Annotated in this window: 17 protein-coding genes and 1 riboswitch; of the genes, 8 read left to right on the top strand and 9 right to left on the bottom strand. The window is 72.5% G+C overall.

Features of this window, described 5'->3' with window-relative positions; translation table 11 throughout:
- Positions 1-16: 16 nt before the first annotated feature.
- The gene (locus tag J8M51_RS17380) at positions 17-709 is read right to left on the bottom strand and encodes an SCO2322 family protein (protein WP_256966374.1); all 693 of its coding nucleotides are present in this window, start codon (positions 707-709) and stop codon (positions 17-19) included.
- Positions 710-756: 47 nt separating this feature from the next.
- Positions 757-2,040: a prenyltransferase/squalene oxidase repeat-containing protein gene (locus J8M51_RS17375; protein WP_267299266.1), complete on the bottom strand. Its 1,284-nt coding sequence runs from the start codon at positions 2,038-2,040 to the stop codon at positions 757-759.
- Between the two features lie 117 nt (positions 2,041-2,157).
- Positions 2,158-2,290, bottom strand: a riboswitch (cobalamin riboswitch).
- A gap of 47 nt (positions 2,291-2,337) precedes the next feature.
- On the opposite strand from J8M51_RS17375, the gene J8M51_RS17370 reads away from it, so the two are divergent.
- Positions 2,338-3,150: a phosphotransferase gene (locus J8M51_RS17370; protein WP_267299265.1), complete on the top strand. Its 813-nt coding sequence runs from the start codon at positions 2,338-2,340 to the stop codon at positions 3,148-3,150.
- A 4-nt stretch (positions 3,151-3,154) separates the two neighbouring features.
- Here J8M51_RS17370 and J8M51_RS17365 read toward each other — a convergent pair whose 3' ends face one another.
- A complete protein-coding gene (locus tag J8M51_RS17365) occupies positions 3,155-4,186 on the bottom strand; it encodes an MBL fold metallo-hydrolase (RefSeq protein ID WP_086753283.1) in 1,032 nt (343 codons plus the stop codon).
- Between the two features lie 164 nt (positions 4,187-4,350).
- On the opposite strand from J8M51_RS17365, the gene J8M51_RS17360 reads away from it, so the two are divergent.
- The 3 genes from J8M51_RS17360 (at position 4,351) to J8M51_RS17350 (ending at position 7,027) form a co-directional block, all read left to right on the top strand.
- Complete coding sequence (locus J8M51_RS17360; RefSeq protein ID WP_086753281.1) at positions 4,351-5,838, top strand: aldehyde dehydrogenase; 1,488 nt, start codon at positions 4,351-4,353, stop codon at positions 5,836-5,838.
- A gap of 2 nt (positions 5,839-5,840) precedes the next feature.
- On the top strand, positions 5,841-6,074 hold the full coding sequence (locus tag J8M51_RS17355; RefSeq protein WP_086753279.1) for a ferredoxin: 234 nt from the start codon (positions 5,841-5,843) through the stop codon (positions 6,072-6,074).
- Positions 6,075-6,160: 86 nt separating this feature from the next.
- Positions 6,161-7,027 carry a tetratricopeptide repeat protein gene (locus J8M51_RS17350; protein WP_086753276.1) on the top strand — a complete coding sequence of 289 codons (867 nt, stop codon included), beginning with the start codon at positions 6,161-6,163 and terminating at the stop codon, positions 7,025-7,027.
- Between the two features lie 289 nt (positions 7,028-7,316).
- Here the strand turns inward: J8M51_RS17350 and J8M51_RS17345 are convergent, their stop codons facing one another.
- Positions 7,317-7,988 (bottom strand): TetR family transcriptional regulator, encoded by a 672-nt coding sequence (locus J8M51_RS17345; protein ID WP_086753274.1) that lies wholly within the window; start codon positions 7,986-7,988, stop codon positions 7,317-7,319.
- Between the two features lie 228 nt (positions 7,989-8,216).
- Here J8M51_RS17345 and J8M51_RS17340 point away from each other — a divergent pair, with 228 nt between their 5' ends.
- From J8M51_RS17340 to J8M51_RS17330, 3 genes are read left to right on the top strand one after another with little or no spacing between them, the layout of a single operon-like run.
- The gene (locus J8M51_RS17340) at positions 8,217-9,599 is read left to right on the top strand and encodes a glycosyltransferase family 4 protein (protein WP_086753272.1); all 1,383 of its coding nucleotides are present in this window, start codon (positions 8,217-8,219) and stop codon (positions 9,597-9,599) included.
- Entirely contained in the window at positions 9,593-10,372 is a 780-nt protein-coding gene (locus J8M51_RS17335; RefSeq protein WP_086753270.1) for a class I SAM-dependent methyltransferase, read from the top strand. The genes J8M51_RS17340 and J8M51_RS17335 overlap by 7 nt, the downstream gene beginning before the upstream one ends.
- Positions 10,369-11,436, top strand: coding sequence for a prenyltransferase/squalene oxidase repeat-containing protein (locus J8M51_RS17330; RefSeq protein ID WP_086753268.1), 1,068 nt, complete (start codon positions 10,369-10,371; stop codon positions 11,434-11,436). The genes J8M51_RS17335 and J8M51_RS17330 overlap by 4 nt, the downstream gene beginning before the upstream one ends.
- Before the next feature lie 58 nt (positions 11,437-11,494).
- Here J8M51_RS17330 and J8M51_RS17325 read toward each other — a convergent pair whose 3' ends face one another.
- The 4 genes from J8M51_RS17325 to J8M51_RS17310 form a co-directional block, all read right to left on the bottom strand.
- Positions 11,495-11,782 (bottom strand): hypothetical protein, encoded by a 288-nt coding sequence (locus tag J8M51_RS17325; RefSeq protein WP_086753266.1) that lies wholly within the window; start codon positions 11,780-11,782, stop codon positions 11,495-11,497.
- 75 nt (positions 11,783-11,857) lie between these two features.
- On the bottom strand, positions 11,858-12,868 hold the full coding sequence (locus J8M51_RS17320; protein WP_086753264.1) for an LLM class F420-dependent oxidoreductase: 1,011 nt from the start codon (positions 12,866-12,868) through the stop codon (positions 11,858-11,860).
- 113 nt (positions 12,869-12,981) lie between these two features.
- Positions 12,982-13,827 (bottom strand): DUF5336 domain-containing protein, encoded by an 846-nt coding sequence (locus J8M51_RS17315; RefSeq protein WP_179202921.1) that lies wholly within the window; start codon positions 13,825-13,827, stop codon positions 12,982-12,984.
- 351 nt (positions 13,828-14,178) lie between these two features.
- Positions 14,179-15,150: an N-acetylmuramoyl-L-alanine amidase gene (locus tag J8M51_RS17310; protein ID WP_267299264.1), complete on the bottom strand. Its 972-nt coding sequence runs from the start codon at positions 15,148-15,150 to the stop codon at positions 14,179-14,181.
- A 345-nt stretch (positions 15,151-15,495) separates the two neighbouring features.
- Here J8M51_RS17310 and J8M51_RS17305 point away from each other — a divergent pair, with 345 nt between their 5' ends.
- On the top strand, positions 15,496-17,670 hold the full coding sequence (locus J8M51_RS17305) for a restriction endonuclease (RefSeq protein ID WP_179203254.1): 2,175 nt from the start codon (positions 15,496-15,498) through the stop codon (positions 17,668-17,670).
- Between the two features lie 110 nt (positions 17,671-17,780).
- Here the strand turns inward: J8M51_RS17305 and J8M51_RS17300 are convergent, their stop codons facing one another.
- Positions 17,781-18,437 (bottom strand): class I SAM-dependent methyltransferase, encoded by a 657-nt coding sequence (locus tag J8M51_RS17300; protein ID WP_086758955.1) that lies wholly within the window; start codon positions 18,435-18,437, stop codon positions 17,781-17,783.
- Positions 18,438-18,469: the final 32 nt, after the last annotated feature.

The raw sequence follows: 18,469 nt of genomic DNA, 5'->3' as shown, positions 1-18,469 counted from the left end.
ACCACCGCATCGGCCCCTACCCCCGGCGCCGCCGCGCCTGCCACACCGCGGCGGCCCCGAGCGCGGCGACGACTCCCACACCCACGAACAGCCCGACGGCGGGTCCGTCGCCCTTGCCGGAGGCGCCGGAGGCGCCGGAGGCATCGGAGGCAGCAGAGGTGGCAGGGCTTTCGGGGACGTCCGTGCCGTCGGTGTCGGTGTCGGCGTGTTCGTCGGAACCCACCGCCTCCCCGCACCCCGCCCTCGGATATCCGGCGATCGCGCAGAGCATCGCGCTCGTGTCGTACCGCAGCGGCTTCGCGACCGCCGCCAGCGCCTCGGCCGAGGTCGCGTCGTCCGGCACGCGCGCGCACGCCGTACGCGCCGCCGGAGGAGTCTCCCCGGCCGGTGCGTCCGCCGCCGTGCCGAAGTCGACGACCAGCGCGACCCGCTTCTGCCCGGCCCGCGCGCCCGTGTTCCCGCAGATCGCGGCGAAGTCGGCGACCCCGCGCGGCCGTACCGCGTCCCCGGAGTCCCGGCTGACCGCGAACCGGAACCCCTGCACCTCCCCGTCGACGGGTCGCGCGGTCGACGGCCCCTGCGTGGCGTACGCCCAGGCCGAACCGTTCCGCTCCCAGAACGACCAGTAGCGGTACGCGGCGGCATGGGCCTGCCCCTGCCCCACGCCGCCCAGCCCCAGCGTGAGGAGGACGCCGCTCAGCAGGAGCACGACGCCACGCGACCGCGACCGCGACACGGCGCCGCTCTGCCGACTGGTCACCCTTCCCGCCGCTTCCTGCGGGCCTTCGCCAGCACGAACCCGGCGACGACCGCGACGATCGCGGCGAGGACGCCCGCGAGCCCGATCTTCCACCATGTGCCGTCGTCGGTCCCACCGTCGTAGTACGCCTCCTCGTCGACGGGCACGGACGAGTAGTCGTCCACATCGCGCGCCGGACCGGTGTCCTTGAGCTGGGCCACGAGGTCGGTGCCGCCGAAGTCGCGCGGGTCGCCGCCGGTGGCGTGCACGGCGAAGAGGAGCTGCGCGTACGCGGCGGGCCCGGCCTTGGCCGCCCACACCCCGTGGTTCTTCTCCAGCCAGGAGAGCGGCTTCCTGGTCGCGTCCTCGTCCCCGGCGGCGGCGAGCGCGACGACCGCGTCGGCGGTGTTGCCGTGGTCGGGCTGGTCCTCCGCACCCGCGAGGGAGGACTTCAGATAGCCGTCGGCGGTGAGGTCACCGGCCAGGTGGACGGCACCGTTGTGGGCCAGGTCCGCCGGGGAGTCGCCCGCGGCGCACTTCCCGGCGGAACCCTCCCCGTCGCCCGCCTCGGCCACGAAGCCCTCGCCCAGGACGCCGAGCACGGCGGCGGCCGTGGCGTCCGCGTTCGCCGCGAGCCCGCCCTTCTTGTCGGGCTGATAGGCGAAGCCCCCGCCGTTCTTCTCACTGTCGCCGCCGCAGGGGACGGCGAGGGCGCGGAGAGCGTCGTAGGGCGACTCGCCGGACTTCTCCTGCTTCTCGGGTGCGTCGCCGACGGCGGTCAGCGCGCCGATCACGACGGACGTCGAGTTCGCGTCGCTGGGGCCTCCGGCGCTGTAGCCCCAGCCGCCGTCGTCGTTCTGGTTCTCCTTCAGCCACCGCACGGCCCGCCCGGCCTCGGCGCCCCGCCCGCCCACCGCGGCGAGCGCCTGCACCGCGGCGGCCGTGCTGTTGGTGTCGAGGGCCGTCTTCGCGTCGCACTTCGCGGTGGCGTCCGCCCGGTACGCCGCGAACGCCCCGCTCGCGCACTGCTGCCCGACCAGCCACTCCACGGCCCCGGCCCCGGGCTTCTCGCCCACGGTGTCCAGGGCGAGCAGCGCGAGGGACTGCCGCCAGACGCCGTCGTACGTGGGGTCGTTGGAGCCGTACAGGCCCGTGGGTATCGCCTGCGACGGCGAGGCGGAGGGTGCGGGGGAGCCGTCGTCGGCGAGGGCGGCCGGTGCGAAACCGGTCCCGAGTCCCGTCCCGAGCCCGGCTGCGACGATGAGTACGGCGACTACCGCGGCGCTGCGGCGGACATTCATGATCGGCGGTTGCCTCTCCCTGACGGGGAGCCGGGCGCACGGCGGAGCGCCGGGCGGCTCGGCTCCGTATTCCTCGACGGTGCCGTACCCCGGCGGGCCGCCGGAGTACGCGAGCCGGTCACGAATCCGTACCGGGCGGTCCGGCTCACCGTCCCCTCGCGGGGCCGGTTCACGGTTGCGGGTCAGCGCCGGATTTGCACCGGCTTCCCCCTGTACGGGTGTGATGACGACCCGGTCACTCTACCTGTCGGTAGCAAAGGGCTGAGGGCCGTCCGCGCGCCGGGATAGGTTCGGGCCATGCGCACGGGAAGACTCCTCGGCTCGGGCCGCACGGCCGACGTGTACGAACTCCACGCCACGGAAACGGAGTCCGTCCCGCACGGCCGTGACGACCTCCCCCCGGCCCCCGAAGCCGGTGCTCCCGCCGCCCCCGCCCGCAGTGACGCAGCCGACAGACGAACCGCGCCCGCCGCGCCCCTCGACGCGGCCGGGGCCTGGGTGCTGCGGCGCTACCGGGACGGCTGGGGTGACGCCGTCGCCGAGGCCGAGGTCATGGAGTACGTACGGGGGCACGGGTACCCGGTCCCGCGCGTCCGCTCCGCGACGCGCACGGAGATGGTGCTGGAGCGGCTGTCGGGCCCGACCATGCTGGAGGCCTTCGGCGAGGGCCTGCTCGACCCGGCCCGGGCCGGCGCCGTCCTGGCCCACCTTCTGCACGCCCTGCACGCCCTCCCGCCCCGCGGCCACGCGCCCGCCTCTCGCGTGCTCCACCTCGACCTGCATCCCGAGAACGTCATCGTCACGCCCCGCGGCCCGCAGGTCATCGACTGGAGCAACGCCGAGGAGGGGCCGCCCGGTCTGGACTGGGGTATCTCCGCGATGATCCTCGCGCAAGTGGCCGTGGACGCCGCCGACTCCCGCGCGTCCCTGGCCCACGCCACTCTCGCCTCCCTCCTCGCCCACCAGTCCGACGGCCTGTCCGCCCTGACGGACTCCGGTCTCGCCGAGGCGGGGCGGCGCCGGGCGGCCATGCCGACGATGAGCGCGCGCGAGGTCGAACTGATCGGGGCCGCAGAGGAGTTGATCCGCGCACTCCACCGCCGCAACTGACCCCTCACACCGCCACATACACCACCGGATCACTCCCCGCCACCGCCTCCGCCCGCCCCAGCTTCACCAGGCGCCGCAGATGCGCCTCCGCCTCGGAGACGGCGATGTTGCGGGAGGAGAAGGGGATGTCGGACCAGGGCCGGTTCCACTCCATGCGCTCGGCCAGCTGCCAGGGAGTGAGGGGAGCGGCGAGGAGGGCGAGCAGACCGGTGAGGCGGGCCTCGTGATGCGCCAGCAACTCCCGTACGCGCGCGGCCGATGCGGTGAACGCGTACTGGTGGGCGGGGAGGATCTCCGCCGCGCCGAGACGCCCGACGCGTTCCAGGGAGTCGAGATAGTCGCCGAGGGGATCGGTGACCGTGTCGTCGTCCGGGTCCTCGTAGAGGCCGATGTGCGGGCTGATCTCGGGGAGGAGATGGTCACCGGAGAACAGCCGCCCACGGCCCGCGAGTCGGGCCGGGTGCGCCTCCTCCAGGTGGAGGCAGACGTGCCCAGGTGTGTGCCCCGGCGTCCAGATCGCGCGGACGCGGCGGCCGGGGAGGTCGAGGAGTTCGCCGGGGACGATCTCGCGGTCGGGGAGCGCGGGGGAGAACCCGGGCAGGGTGGCGCGGGGACGGCGCGGGGCCCGCAGCGGCGCGAGGTGTTCCTCGGGCGCGCCCGCCGCCGTGAGCTTGTCCGTCATGTAGGAGTACCAGCGGTCGGGTCCCGTCCCCCGCGTGCGCCGGACGATCGCCGTGTCCGCCGCGTGCATCGCGATCCACGCCCCGGACGCCTCCCGCACCGCCCCCGACAGACCGTGGTGGTCGGGGTGGTGGTGGGTGATCACGACCCCGTGGACCTCCGCGACCGACGTACCGCACGCCGTCAGACCCGCCGCGAGCCTGTCCCAGGACGCCGGGTCGTCCCAGCCGGTGTCGACGAGGACCGGACCGCGGTCGGTGTCGACGACGTACACGAGGGTGTGGCCGAGGGGGTTGTCCGGGATGGGGACCTCGATGGACCGTACGCCGCCGCCGTGATCGGTCACCTGTGTCATGAAGTCACTATAACTAGAACGAGTTCCACCGGGGATGGCGTACGGGAGGGCGAGGCGCGCCCGTGAACCGGCCGACGACATGGACTCCTTTCTCTGGAACTGGTATCAGTTCCCTATTCAGAACTGACGGTATGTCAGAGAAGTGGCTCCGGGAGGCAGCGGCCATGACCGAACTCGTGGAACACGGACAGCTGTTCATCGGCGGGGAGTTGACCGACCCCCTGGGCACGGACGTCATCGAGGTGGTCTCGCCGCACTCGGAGGAGGTCATCGGCCGCGTCCCGCACGCCTCGCGCGAGGACGTCGACCGGGCCGTGGCCGCCGCCCGGCGCGCCTTCGACCACGGCCCCTGGCCGCGCATGACCCTCGACGAACGGATCGAGGTCGTCGCCCGGATCAAGGACGCCTTCGCCCTGCGGTACGAGGAGTTCGCCAGGATCATCAGCTCCGAGAACGGCACCCCGGTCACCTCCAGCGTGATGGTGCAGGCGCTCGCCTCGATGATGGTGTGGGACGCGGCGATCACGACGGCGCGCGGATTCACGTACGAGGAGCGGCGGGACGGTGTCCTCGGGAAGATCCTGGTGCGGCGCGAGCCGGTCGGGGTGGTCGCGGCGGTCGTCCCCTGGAACGTCCCGCAGTTCACCGCCGCCGCCAAACTCGCTCCCGCCCTCCTCGCCGGCTGCCCGGCCATCCTGAAGGTGTCGCCCGAAACCCCTCTGGACGCCTACCTGTTGGCGGAGATAGCGGCCGAGGCGGGCCTGCCCGAGGGGGTGCTGTCGATCCTCCCCGCCGACCGTGAGGTCAGCGAGTACCTGGTCGGCCACCCGGACGTCGACAAGGTCTCCTTCACCGGCTCGGTCGCCGCCGGCAAGCGCGTCATGGAGGTCGCCGCCCGCCATCTCACCCGCGTCACCCTGGAGTTGGGCGGCAAGTCGGCCGCCGTGATCCTCGCGGACGCGGACGCGGCGACCGCCGTGGCCGGCATCGCCCCCTTCGCCTGGATGATCAACGGCCAGGCGTGCGTGGCCCAGACCCGCATCCTCGTCCCGCGCTCGCGCTACGACGAGTTCGCCGAGGCCTTCGCGGCCTACGCCTCCGCGCTGAAGATCGGCGACCCCCTCGACCCGGCCACCGAACTCGGCCCCCTGGTCGCCGCCCGCCAGCAGCGCCGCAGCCTCGACTACATCCGCATCGGCCAGGAGGAGGGCGCCAAGATCCTCACCGGCGGCGGCCGTCCGGCCGGTCTGGAACGCGGCTGGTACGTCGAACCGACCCTCTTCGGCGACGTCGACAACTCCATGCGCATCGCCCGCGAGGAGATCTTCGGCCCGGTGATCTGCCTCCTCCCGTACGGCGACGAGGACGAGGCCGTACGCATCGCCGACGACTCCGACTACGGCCTCAGCGGCAGCGTGTGGACCGCCGACGACGAACGCGGCATCGACGTCGCCCGCCGGGTCCGCACCGGCACCTACTCCGTCAACACCTTCAGCCTCGACATGCTCGGCCCCTTCGGCGGCTACAAGAACTCCGGCCTGGGACGCGAGTTCGGCCCCGAGGGCTATGGCGAGTACCTGGAGCACAAGATGATCCACCTCCCGGCCGGATACGAGCCCCCGGCCGCCGCCGGGGAGGCAGGGGAGGCGTAGCCATGGGCGATCGCTGGCACGTGGAGGTCGACCGCGCCCTCTGTATCGGCTCCGCCCAGTGCACCCACCTCGCCCCGGACTCCTTCCGCCTCGACTCCGCCATGCAGTCCCACCCCGTCGACCCCGACCCCGACGCGGGCGAACGCGTCCTGAAGGCGGCGGAGGGCTGCCCGGTGGAGGCGATCTCGATCGCCCTGCTGGGGAGCGGGGAGCCGGTGTTCCCGCCGGAGGAGTAGGCGCCTACGCTCTGCGGTCGGCACATGCGCGGCACACCGGCGGCACATGGGCGACCGGGAACGAGCGGGAAGTCGGGGCGGGGAACGTGCGGAAGTCCGAGGCCGAGGAACTGATCGAGCAGGCGTACGCGGCCTGGGACGCCGAGGAGTGGCAGCGCGCCGCCGGCCTCTACGAGCGGGTGCTCGCGCACTTCCCGGACGAGAAGGCGAGCGCGGCGTGGTGGTACGACGCCGCGCTCGCCCACAAGTTCCTGCGCGACTGGGACAAGGCGTACGAACTGGGCGTCCAGGCCGCCGCCCGCGCTCCGCGCGGCGAGGGCGACCCGGCGTTCTGGAACCTCGGGATCGCGGCCACGATCCGCCGCGACTGGGCCGTCGCCCGCGACGCGTGGGCCGGCTTCGGCATCGCGCTCCCGGACGGCGAGGGCGAGATCGACGGCCGCTTCGGGCAGGCCTGCGTGCGTCTGGACACCGGCGGCGCCCGCGAGGTGGTGTGGATCGACCGGCTCTGCCCGACGCGCGGACGCGTGCGGAACGTCCCCGTGACCGGTGGCCGCCGCTACGGCGAGATCGTCCTGCACGACGGGCAGCCCAACGGCGAACGTGTCGTCGACGGCACGGCCTACCCCGTCTTCGACGAACTCCTCCTCTTCGAACCGTCCGACCTGCCCACGCTCCAGGTGACGGTCGCGGCCGGCGACCCCGCCGACCTGGAGGCCCTGCTCACCCTCTTCGCCGACCACGACTTCGGCGCGGAACCCGCGAGCGGCGTCACCCTGCACTGCGCCTGCTGCAGCGAGGGCACCCTCCACAAGGAGCCCCACACGCCTCCCACCGGCGCCCAGCGCGTCTGCCTGGCGGCCCCGGAGGGCGAGGCCCGCGCACTCCTCGGCCGATGGGCGGCGGAGAAGGCGATCGGGCGGAGCTGGAGCGGCCTGGAGATCATGGGCTGAGGACGGGCCGAGGGTAAAAAATCCCGTTTGGGGGTTGTGTTCCCGTATGGGCGTTCTATCGTGGAAATCAGCCTACGAGACGAGTGAGGGAGTCGACCGGAGTAGCCGACAGCGGCGAGAGAACGAGTGTCGCCGGTGCCGACGTCGACGGTCGGGCTGAGAGGCCGGAAGGTCGCAGGACAGGGCCGGACGGTGACCCTCGGCACCTGCACCGGTCGAGCGGTACCCGGCGCAGGGAACCCGTCTCGTAGGTCTTTTCGTGCGCCCCCTGCCCGACAGCCCTGCTGCCCTACCGCTTCGGGCGCTCCGGCGCCGTCAGGTCGATCAGGCGGCAGACCGTCTCGATGTCGATCTTCACCTGGGCGATCGAGGCGCGGCCGGAGAGCCAGGTGATCAGGGCCGAGTGCCAGGTGTGTTCGATGACGCGGACCGCCGAGAGCTGCTCCGCGGTCGGGTTCTCCAGCCCCATCGCGTCGAGGATGATCGCGGTGGTCTGGTGGGAGACCTGGTCGACCTCGGGGCTGACGCTGCGGTCGGCGAAGGTGAGCGCGCGGACCATGGCGTCGGCGAGATGCGGTTCGCGCTGCAGGGCGCGGAAGGCGCGCATCAGGGTCTCGGCGACGCGCTCGGCGGCCGTCTCGCCGGTCGGGGGCTTCTTGCGGAGCGTGCCGTGCATGTGCTCCAGCTGGGCCTGCATGGTGGCGACCAGCAGATGGATCTTGGAGGGGAAGTAGCGGTAGAGCGTCCCCAGGGCGACCTGGGAGGACTCGGCGACCTCGCGCATCTGCACGGCGTCGAAACCGCCGCGGCTGGCCAACTGGGCACTCGTGTGCAGGATGCGGCGCCGGCGGGCCTCCTGCCGCTCCGTGAGGGGCGGGGACTCCGGCCGCGCGGTGCCGGCCTCGGGCTTGGCCTCCACCTTGGCCTCCAGCTTGGTCTCCACCTTGGCTTCCGCAGGCATGGGTCTCGTTCCGTGCAGTCGTGACGGTCGGTGAGGGTATGCGATCAAATAGCATGCCAGGGCGTCCGCCGTGGCGTCTGCCGTGGCGTGAATCACCCGATCCGCCTCTCACAGCGGTTCTACCAGCCGGTAGATTCAGAGCCTCTTGAACGATCAACTCTGAAACTTGTTCTAGATTACCGTCTCGTCGTAATCTCACGGGAAATCGCAGTGAGAAGGGGGCCAGGAGTGACCGCTGAGGCCAGTCAGGCGGGGTCCCGACGTGACCTCGCCGCGGACGGCGGGCGACCGCTCACCATCGCGCTCCTCACCTATAAAGGGAACCCGTTCTGCGGGGGCCAGGGCGTCTACGTACGGCACCTCTCGCGCGAGCTGGCCCGCCTCGGCCACCGGGTCGAGGTGATCGGCTCCCAGCCCTACCCCGTCCTCGACGACGACGCCGTTCCCGAGGACGGCCCGGGCCGGATATCCCTCACCGAACTGCCCAGCCTCGACCTCTACCGGCAGCCCGACCCCTTCCGCACCCCGAAGCGCGACGAGTACCGCGACTGGATCGACGCCCTCGAAGTGGCGACGATGTGGACCGGCGGGTTTCCCGAACCGCTGACCTTCTCGCTGCGCGCCCGCCGCCATCTGCGCGCCCGGCGCGGCGAGTTCGACGTCGTCCACGACAACCAGACACTCGGCTACGGCCTGTTGGGCGATGTGGGCGCCCCCCTCGTCACCACCATCCACCACCCCATCACCGTCGACCGGCAGTTGGAGCTGGACGCGGCCGAGGGGTGGCAGCGGCGGATGTCCGTGCGCCGCTGGTACGCCTTCACCCGGATGCAGAAGCGCGTCGCGCGCCGGCTGCCGTCCGTGCTCACCGTCTCCGGCACCTCCCGCCAGGAGATCGTCGACCACCTCGGCGTACGCGACGACCGGATGCACGTCGTGCACATAGGCGCCGACACCGACCTCTTCTCGCCGGATCCGGCCGTGCCCCGCGTACCGGGCCGGATCGTCACCACCTCCAGCGCGGACGTCCCCCTCAAGGGACTCGTCCACCTCGTCGAGGCGCTCGCCAAGGTGCGCGCCGAGCACACCGCCGCCCACCTCGTCGTCGTCGGCAAGCGGCCCGCCGAGGGCCCGGTCGCCCAGGCGATCGAGCGGTACGGCCTCGAAGGCGCCGTCGAGTTCGTCAAGGGCATCTCCGACGCCGAACTGGTCGACCTGGTCCGCTCGGCCGAGGCCGCCTGTGTGCCCTCGCTGTACGAGGGGTTCTCGCTGCCCGCCGCCGAGGCCATGGCCACCGGTACGCCGCTGGTCGCCACCACCGGCGGAGCCGTCCCGGAGGTCGCCGGACCCGACGGCGAGACCTGCCTCGCGGTGCCCCCGGGCGACGCGGGAGCCCTGGCCGCCGCGCTCGGCCGGCTCCTCGGCGACCCCGAACTGCGGCGGCGGCTCGGCCGCGCGGGACGCGAGCGGGTGCTCCAGCGGTTCACCTGGGCCCGCGCCGCCGAGGGCACGGTCGCCCACTACCGCGAGGCCGTCGCCCGCGCCGGCACCACCACACCCACCTCTACGGCCTCCACCAGCAACCATCTCGAAAGCAGGGCCACGTGCTGACCGTCGATTTCTCCCGGTTCCCGCTCGCCCCGGGGGACCGTGTCCTGGATCTCGGCTGTGGAGCGGGCCGACACGCCTTCGAGTGCTACCGGCGCGGCGCCCAGGTCGTGGCCCTCGACCAGAACGCCGAGGAGATCCGCGAGGTCGCCAAGTGGTTCGCGGCGATGAAGGAGGCGGGCGAGGCCCCCGAGGGCGCCACCGCCACCGCCATGGAGGGCGACGCCCTCGCGCTGCCCTTCCCCGACGAGTCCTTCGACGTCGTCATCATCTCCGAGGTGATGGAGCACATCCCCGACGACAAGGGGGTGCTCGCCGAGATGGTCCGGGTGCTGAAGCCCGGCGGCCGTATCGCCGTCACCGTCCCGCGCTACGGCCCCGAGAAGGTCTGCTGGGCGCTCTCCGACGCCTACCACGAGGTCGAGGGCGGCCACATCCGCATCTACAAGGCGGACGAACTCCTGGCCAAGATCCGCGAGGCCGGGCTGAAGCCGTACGGCACCCATCACGCGCACGCCCTGCACTCGCCGTACTGGTGGCTGAAGTGCGCGTTCGGCGTCGACAACGACAAGGCGCTGCCGGTGCGGGCGTATCACAAGCTGCTGGTCTGGGACATCATGAAGAAGCCGCTGGCCACCCGGGTCGCCGAGGAGGCGCTGAACCCGCTGATCGGCAAGAGCTTCGTGGCCTACGCGACCAAGCCGCACCTGCCCGTCGCCACTGCCGCCACCACTACCACCGCTTCTGCCGCCGCTGCCTCGGCGGACGCCAAGTGACGACCCCCCGGACAGAACACCTGGTCCTGCCCGGGGTCCTCACCGCCGAGGAGGCCGCCGCCACCGTGCGGGGCGTCCTCGGGGTGCAGCGCGCGGACGGTGCCATCCCCTGGTTCCGCGGGCACCACCTCGACCCGTGGGACCACACCGAGGCGGCCATGGCCCTGGACGCGGCCGGTGAGCACGAGGCCGCCGAACGGGCCTACGAGTGGCTGCGCCGCCACCAGAACGAGGACGGCTCCTGGTACGCCGCGTACGCCGACGGGGACGCCGACGACGTCAGCGACCGGGGCCGCGAGACCAACTTCGTCGCGTACATCGCCGTCGGGGTCTGGCACCACTACCTGGCCACCGGCGACGACACCTTCCTCGACCGCATGTGGCCCGCCGTGTACGCGGCGATCGAGTACGTCCTGCGGCTCCAGCAGCCCGGCGGCCAGATCGGCTGGAAGCGCGAGGACGACGGCACGGCGGTGAACGACGCCCTGCTGACCGGGAGTTCCTCCGTCCACCACGCGCTGCGCTGCGCCCTCGCCATCGCCGAGCAGCGGGAAGAGCCGCAGCCGGACTGGGAGTTGGCCCTCGGCGCGCTGCGGCACGCGATACGCCGGCACCCCGAGCGGTTCCTCGACAAGGACCGTTACTCGATGGACTGGTACTACCCGGTGCTCGGCGGCGCCCTCACCGACAGCGAGGCCAAGTCCCGTGTGGAGGAGGGCTGGGACCGTTTCGTCGTGCCCGGCCTCGGAGTCCGCTGTGTCGTCCCCAACCCGTGGGTGACCGGCGGGGAGTCCGCCGAACTCGCCCTGGCCCTCTGGGCGATGGGCGAGTCCGACCGTGCCCTGGACATCCTCCAGTCCATCCAGCACCTCCGCGACCCCGACTCCGGCCTGTACTGGACGGGTTACGTCTTCGAGGACCGCGCCGTCTGGCCCGAGGAGCTGACGTCCTGGACCGCGGGGTCGCTGCTGCTGGCCGTGGCCGCGCTCGGGGGCGACGAGGCGACCTGCGCGGTGTTCGGCGGGGAGCGCCTGCCGCGGGGGCTGGACGCGGAGTGCTGTTGAGCGGGGTGCGGGTGCGGGTGCGTTGTCGGCCGCCGGCCCCCACCGGACCCGCACACGCTCAATGCCGCTGCATCCGGTTGGCGATGGCGTGCCCCACGAACAGGTAGACGACGGCCGCCAGGCCATACCCGGCCACCACCCGAGCCCACTGTTCGTCGAAGGTGAACAGGTCGTGCGACCAGCCGGCGAGCCAGCGGGCCGCGTCATGGACGAACTGCACGAAGTCGTTCGTGCTGTTGGCGTCCAGCAGGTACATCAGGATCCACAGGCCGAGGATGAACGCCATGATGTCGGCGACGATCGCGATGACCCGGCCGGCCTGGTTGGAGCCGCTATATCGAGACATGCTTGACGGGTTGCCCGTCGGCCCCCGCTGAAACCTCGCCCCGCGTGTCCGCACTGCTCCGCGCCGCGCGTCCGCCTAGGAGTTGAGGTCCGCCAGCACCCGCAGGGTGTGCGGATCGGGAGCCAGGACCAGCAGGTCGGTCACCGGTCCCTTCCGCCACGACTCCAGCCGCTCCGCGATCCGTTCACGCGGCCCGACCAGCGAGATCTCGTCGGCGAAGGCGTCCGGCACGGCGAGCACGGCCTCCTCGCGGCGCCCGTCGAGGAAGAGCCGCTGGATGTGCCGGGCCTCCTCCTCGTACCCCATGCGGGCCATGAGATCGGCGTGGAAGTTGCGCTTGGCGTGCCCCATCCCGCCGATGTAGAAGCCCAGCATGGCCTTCACGGGCAGCAGCCCCTCGGCGACGTCGTCGCAGACCTTAGCCCGGGCCATCGGCGCCACGAGGAACCCCTCGGGCATCCCGGTCAGCGAGGCCTCGTACACCTCGGCCCGCTCGGGCGACCAGTACAGCGGCAGCCAGCCGTCCGCGATCCGGGCCGTCTGCGCGATGTTCTTCGGCCCCTCCGCGCCGAGCAGGATCGGCAGATCGGGGCGGACGGGGTGGGTGATGGACTTCAGCGCCTTGCCGACGCCGGTGCCGTCCGGGCCGTCGTACGGGAGCGGATGGAAGTCCCCGGCCAGCTCGACGGGTCCCTCACGCCTGAGGACCTGGCGTACGACGTCGACGTACTCCCGGGTCGCGGTCAGCGGCGACTTAGGGAACGGCCGCCCGTACCAGCCCTCGACGACCTGCGGCCCGGAGAGCCCGAGACCGAGGAGGACGCGTCCGCCGGAGAGATGGTCCAGGGTGAGGGCGTGCATCGCGGTGGTGGTGGGGGACCGGGCGGCCATCTGGGCAACCGCCGTACCCAGCTTGATCCTCGACGTCCGCGCCGCGATCCAGGTGAGCGCGGTGAAGGCGTCCGAGCCCCAGGACTCGGCGGTCCACACCGAGTCGTAGCCGAGCCGCTCCGCCTCCTGGGCGAGCGGGACATGGTCCGCCGAGGGGCCGCGCCCCCAGTAACCGAGTGCCAGACCGAGCCGCATACGCCTGCCTCCTGACGGACCGTCAGCTGAATCGGGCGGGAGGCGACTGTACGACAACGGCCCCCCGCCCGGAAGGGCGAGGGGCCGTCGTACGACCTTCGGCGCGCGGTGGATCAGCCGCGCTGGATGCCGCTGGTGTCCTGCAGCACGCCACGGCGGCCGTCCTGCGTCTGGGCGACCAGGTTGGGGCCGCGCTGCTCGACCGCGAGGTACCAGGTACCCGGGGCCAGCTCGGCGATCGTCGACTGCGAACCGTCCTCCGCGAACAGCGGACGGGCCACCGGCACCGCGAACCAGAACGGCGAGAAGTCCCCGGCCGGCGGCTGCGGCGCCGCCGCCTGCTGCTGCGGAGCACCACCGAACGGCGCCCCCGGACCCGGCTGCCCCGGCCCGGGCTGCCCCGGCCCCGGCTGACCCGCACCGAACGGACCCGGCGCACCGGCGCCCGGGTACCCGTAACCACCGGGCGGCTGCGCCCCGTACGGCTGCGGCGCGGCCGGACGCGGGGGACCGACCAGGGCGGCCTTGAGAGCGGGGACGAGGGGGGTGGCGATGGCGGCGGCGGCCAGGAGCAGGGCCGCGATCAGACCGAGGATGAGACCGGCGCCGGAGTCGGGCTCAGAGCCACCGAAGGTGCCGAAGAGCTCCTCCATCGCGCCGAACGGGTCGATGATCGACCAGAACGAGGTCCACGCGGCGAAGATCGTCAGAGCCACCCCGAGCTGGCCCAGGTCGAGACCGACGACCTTGGGTGGCTGCGGCAGCGCTCGGGCGATGACGATCAGCACCGCACCGATGATGCCGCCGACGTACACGCTCATCACCAAGCCGAGGTTGTCCCAGGCATTGGGGATGTCGTCGCCGGAGCCGTCGAACGTGTCGAGGAACGACGCGATGAACAGCAATACCGCTGCTCCGATCACGACGCCGTCGCCTCTGGTGAGGGAGCGGATATTCACTTCAGGTCCTTCGTCAGTCGTCTCGTCATCGGTGGAGGCGTCGCCGTCACCATGGCGCCGTCAGGCAGTGGTGGGAAGCGCGGGGGTGGCCCCTCATCGTAGGGACGACCATATCGCCCGACCGATGGGGGTGTCCGCCGGGATCACCTCGGTGATCACGACCCGCCCGCTACCCGCGCAGAAAACTCACGATTCCCTCAGAGGTTCCCCCGCGTGCTTCCTGTTCCGCCGGGTACCGCTGGTCAGCGGCGCCCCGTCATGGATATCGCGTATCCCGCCGCACACGATGAACACGGCGGGAACTGTTGACAGATTGAGACCGCCGCCCGCATTCCGCAAAGGGAGAGTTGTTCAATTTTCGAGGAAGCTCGTGATGCCGTCCGAGATTCCCCGGGCCGCTTTCTGGCGCCAGGCTCCGCTGGTGAGCTGGGCCGCGTCCTTGGCGTCGCGCATGTTGCCGCACTCGATGAACACCTTGGGGACGGTGGAGAGGTTGAGGCCGCCGAGGTCGGTGCGGGTGACGATGCCGGTGCCGCCGCCGACGTAGTTGGAGGGGGCGCTGCCGGTGGCGCGGACGAAGTAGCCGGCGACGCGCTCGCCGAGGTCGCGGGAGGAGCCGACGATGGGCCGGGTGTCGGCCGCGCCCTCGTGCACCGAGCCCGGCAGGATGACGTGGAAGCCGCGGTTGCCGGCGCCGGAGCCGTCCGCGTGGATCGACACCACCGCGTCCGCCTTCGCCTCGTTGCCGATCCGCGCCCGCTCGTCGATGCACGGACCCCAGGCGCGGTCGTCGTCCTGGGTGAACTTCACCGTGGCGCCCTCCTGTTCGAGGAGCGTCCGCATCCGCCGCGCGACGTCGAGCGTGAACTCGGCTTCCAGGTAACCGTCGTTGGTGGTCGTCCCCGTCGTGTCGCACTCCTTCGCGTTCGTCCCGATGTTCACCTTGCGGTTGATCTCGGTGGTGTGCTTGAAGTTGCCGGGGTTGTGACCGGGGTCGATCACGACGACCTTGCCCTTGAGGGGGCCGGTGGCGGCGGGCGCGGAGCCGGAAGGGCTCGGCTTCTTCCCGTTCCCGTCGTCGTCGCTCTTGTCGGTGGCGTCGCCGGAGGGGGTCGGCTCATCCGTCGCCGGGGGAGTGCTCGCCGACCGGGTCCGCGGCCCCGCCGCGCCGCCCGACCCGCCGCCGGAGTCCCCGACGGCCTGCCAGACCCCCCACCCGGCCACCGCCCCCACCACGACCGCGGCCACCGCCACGACCGCCGGACGGCGAAGAGCGGAACGGCGGGGCTGGGGCGGATCGAAGTCCGGGCCTACGTACGACACGCCTGCCACCTTACGGGGCGGGGGCGCGGCGATCGTCGGGTGCGGGCGGGCGAGACGGCGGGGCCGGGGCCAGGGGTGGGCGAGACGGTGGGGCCGGGGGCCTGAAAAGCGGTGGGCGCAGCCCCTGCTTTTCAGGGGCGCGGGGAACTGCGCGAGAAGCCCCACCGGACCCGCGGACGGAGATCGAAGCCCCCTCGGCAGAAGCGATCACCCGCTGACCAGCGGTAGGCGTACGCGCCGTCGCGGGATAAAGTCGTTCGGTTACTTCTGGTTGTGTACGTCTGGTTGTGGGGGCGGGACTTCGCCGTGCGGTCGGCGCGGTCCCGGTGGGAGGGCCTGTAGCGCATGAGTCGTCGCTCCAACGGGTTGGCCGGCATCTGGGCCGAGGCACAACGCCAGCAGCAGCGTCAGTCGGAGGAGCGGGCCCGGCAGCAGCGCGAGTACGAGCGACAGCAGCGCGCGTACCAGCGGGAGGTCGCGCGCAGCCAGCGGGAGCAGCAGGCGACGTACCGGCAACAGCGTGAGGCGGAGGCACGCCGGCGCACCGAGGAGATGGACGCCCAGGTCCTCGCCCTGGAAGGACTGCTGGTCACCGGTTGTCGCGCTCCGGCGTTCCGGGCCGCGTCCCTCACCCGCCCCGAGGACCTGGAGCCGTTCTCGCCGGGGCCGCTCGCCCACCCCGTCCCCATGCCGGACCCCAACCACTACCAGGCGCAAGGGGGTTGGTCCGCGCAGCGGCGCGCCCAGGCGCAGGCCGAGGCCCGCGCCCGCTTCGAGCACGACTGGCACGCGGCCCAGGCCGCCGAGGCCCAGCGACAGCACCAACTCGCCCAGTACCGGCGGCAGTACGAGCAGTGGGCCGACGGGCAGCGGGCGGAGATCCGGCAGCACAACACCGGGCTCGCCCGGATGGCGACCGCGCTGCGCGACGGCGACCCGGAGGCCGCCGTCGACTACTTCTCCGCCGCCCTCTACGCCTCGCCCGCCTGGCCCGACGGCTTCCCCCGAGGTGTCTCCGCCGCCTACGACTCGGCCGCCCGCCAACTGGTCCTGGACTGGGAGCTGCCCAGGTACGACGTCGTCCCCGAGGCGAAGAGCGTCGTCTACATGCCGAGCGTCGACCAGGACAAGGAGCGCCCGCGCCCGGTCACCCAGCGGCGGGCCCTCTACCGCGACGTCCTCGCGCAGTGCGCCCTTCTCGTCCTCCACGACCTGTTCGCCGCCGACGAGTTCGGCGCGCTGGAGTCGGTCGTCCTGAACGGGTTCGTGGACGACCACGACCCGGCGACCGGCCGCCGCACCCAGATCGTCCTGGTGACCGTCCAGGTGCCCCGGTCGGTCTTCGCGGGCCTGCACCTGGAGCAGGTGAGCGCCGTCGACTGCCTGACGGACGGCCTGCGGGGGCAGTTGTCCGCCCGGCCGGACCAGCGCACCCCCGTCCGTCCCGGCCGCCGGCCCGGCGACGTCGGCAACGGCGTCGTCACCCACGGCGGCGAGGACGAGCCCGACCTGCTGGCGATGGACCCGCTGGCCTTCGAGTCGCTGGTCGCGGAACTCTTCCGGGCCATGGGCATGCAGGCGGTCACCACCGAGCGCTCCGGCGACGGCGGGGTCGACGTCGACGCCCTGGACCCGACCCCCATCCGGGGCGGCAAGATCGTCGTCCAGGTCAAGCGCTACCGCAACACCGTCCCGCCGACCGCCGTCCGCGACCTCTACGGCACGGTCCAGGACGCGGGCGCCAACAAGGGCGTCCTCGTGACGACGTCCAAGTTCGGCCCCGGTTCCCACACCTTCGCCAACGGCAAACCGCTGGAACTGATCTCGGGCCGCGAACTGGTCGACCTCCTCCACCGGCACGGCCTCCGGGGACGCCTGGGGACGGGCGAGGACCGGGCCCCCGCTTCCGCGTCCCCGACCGACCCCACGCTGGTGATGCCCGCGCCCGACGCCACCGTGGTGATGCCCGCCCAGCGGACCTCGGCGGACGCCGCGTACGGACCGGGACCGGGTACGGCCCCTGCCGCGGCCCCGGAGGACTACAGCGTGCTCGGCATGTACTGGACCGGTGGCGTCGCCCTGGACGTCTGCGCCCTCGTCTGCCACGGCAACCGGGTCCTCAGCGACGACCACTTCGTGTTCTACAACAACCTGCACACCCCCGACGGCACGGTCCGCGCCGTCCCGCCGACCACCCCGGACAAGGCCGCGATCCGGGTCTCCTTCGACGCCCTCCCGGCGGAGGCCGACCGCCTCGTGCTCGTGGCCGCGATCGACCCGGCCGTGAACCCCGACGCCGACCTCTCCGGCTTCACCGACGCCGGTATCCGCCTCCTCGACCCGTCCCGCGCCGAACAGGGCCGCCTGGAGGTCTCCGACGGCCGCACCGGCGAAACGGCCCTCACCCTCGGCTCCTTCCGCCGCCGCTCCAACGGCGACTGGGACTTCGTCATCGGCGGCAAGGGATACCGGGGCGGCCTGGAGGAACTGGTCCAGGACCACGGCATAGAGGTGGCGTGAACCCCACACGGGTGAAGACAGGGCCGACGGAACGACGGGGCCGACGGGGACGACAGGGCTGACGGGGACGGCAGGGCTGACGGGGACGGCAGGGCTGACGAGGCCGTGGCTCAGATCCCGGTCCCCGTCCGCCGCAGCACCCGCAGCGAGTCCGTCGCCGAGACCTCGGTGAAGGCGCCGGAGGCGAGGGCGCGCAGATAGACGCGGTACGGGGCCTGCCCGGTGAACTCGTCCTCGGGGTCGGGGAAGACGTCGTGGATGACGAGGAGACCGTCCGGGGCGACATGCGGGGCCCAGCCCTCGTAGTCGGCGGTGGCGTGCTCGTCGGTGTGGCCGCCGTCGACGAAGACCAGGCCGACTGGGGTGCCCCAGACCGCGGCGACCTGCGGCGACCGGCCGACGACCGCGACGACGTGCTCCTCCAGACCCGCCTGGTGGAGGGTCCGGCGGAAGGTGGGGAGCGTGTCCATCCGGCCCACCTCGGGGTCGACGGTGGACGTGTCGTGGTACTCCCAGCCCGGCTGCTGCTCCTCGCTGCCCCGGTGATGGTCGACGGTGACCGCGACGACGCCCGCCTCCCGGGCGGCGTCCGCCAGCAGGATCGTCGACCGCCCGCAGTACGTCCCCACCTCCAGCAACGGCAGCCCCAGCCGCCCCGCCTCGACCGCCGCGGCGTACAGCGCCAGCCCCTCCCCGACCGGCATGAACCCCTTGGCCGCCTCGAACGCGCGCAGGATCTCCGGCTCGGGACTCGGTGCCGCGGACATGGGTCCTCCGTGTGGTCGGTCGTACGTCGGTG

The organism is Streptomyces griseiscabiei, assembly GCF_020010925.1.
Classification (GTDB): Bacteria; Actinomycetota; Actinomycetes; order Streptomycetales; family Streptomycetaceae; genus Streptomyces; species Streptomyces griseiscabiei.
Note: the sequence above shows the minus strand (reverse complement) of the source record. Positions and strands in the feature narration are given on the sequence as shown.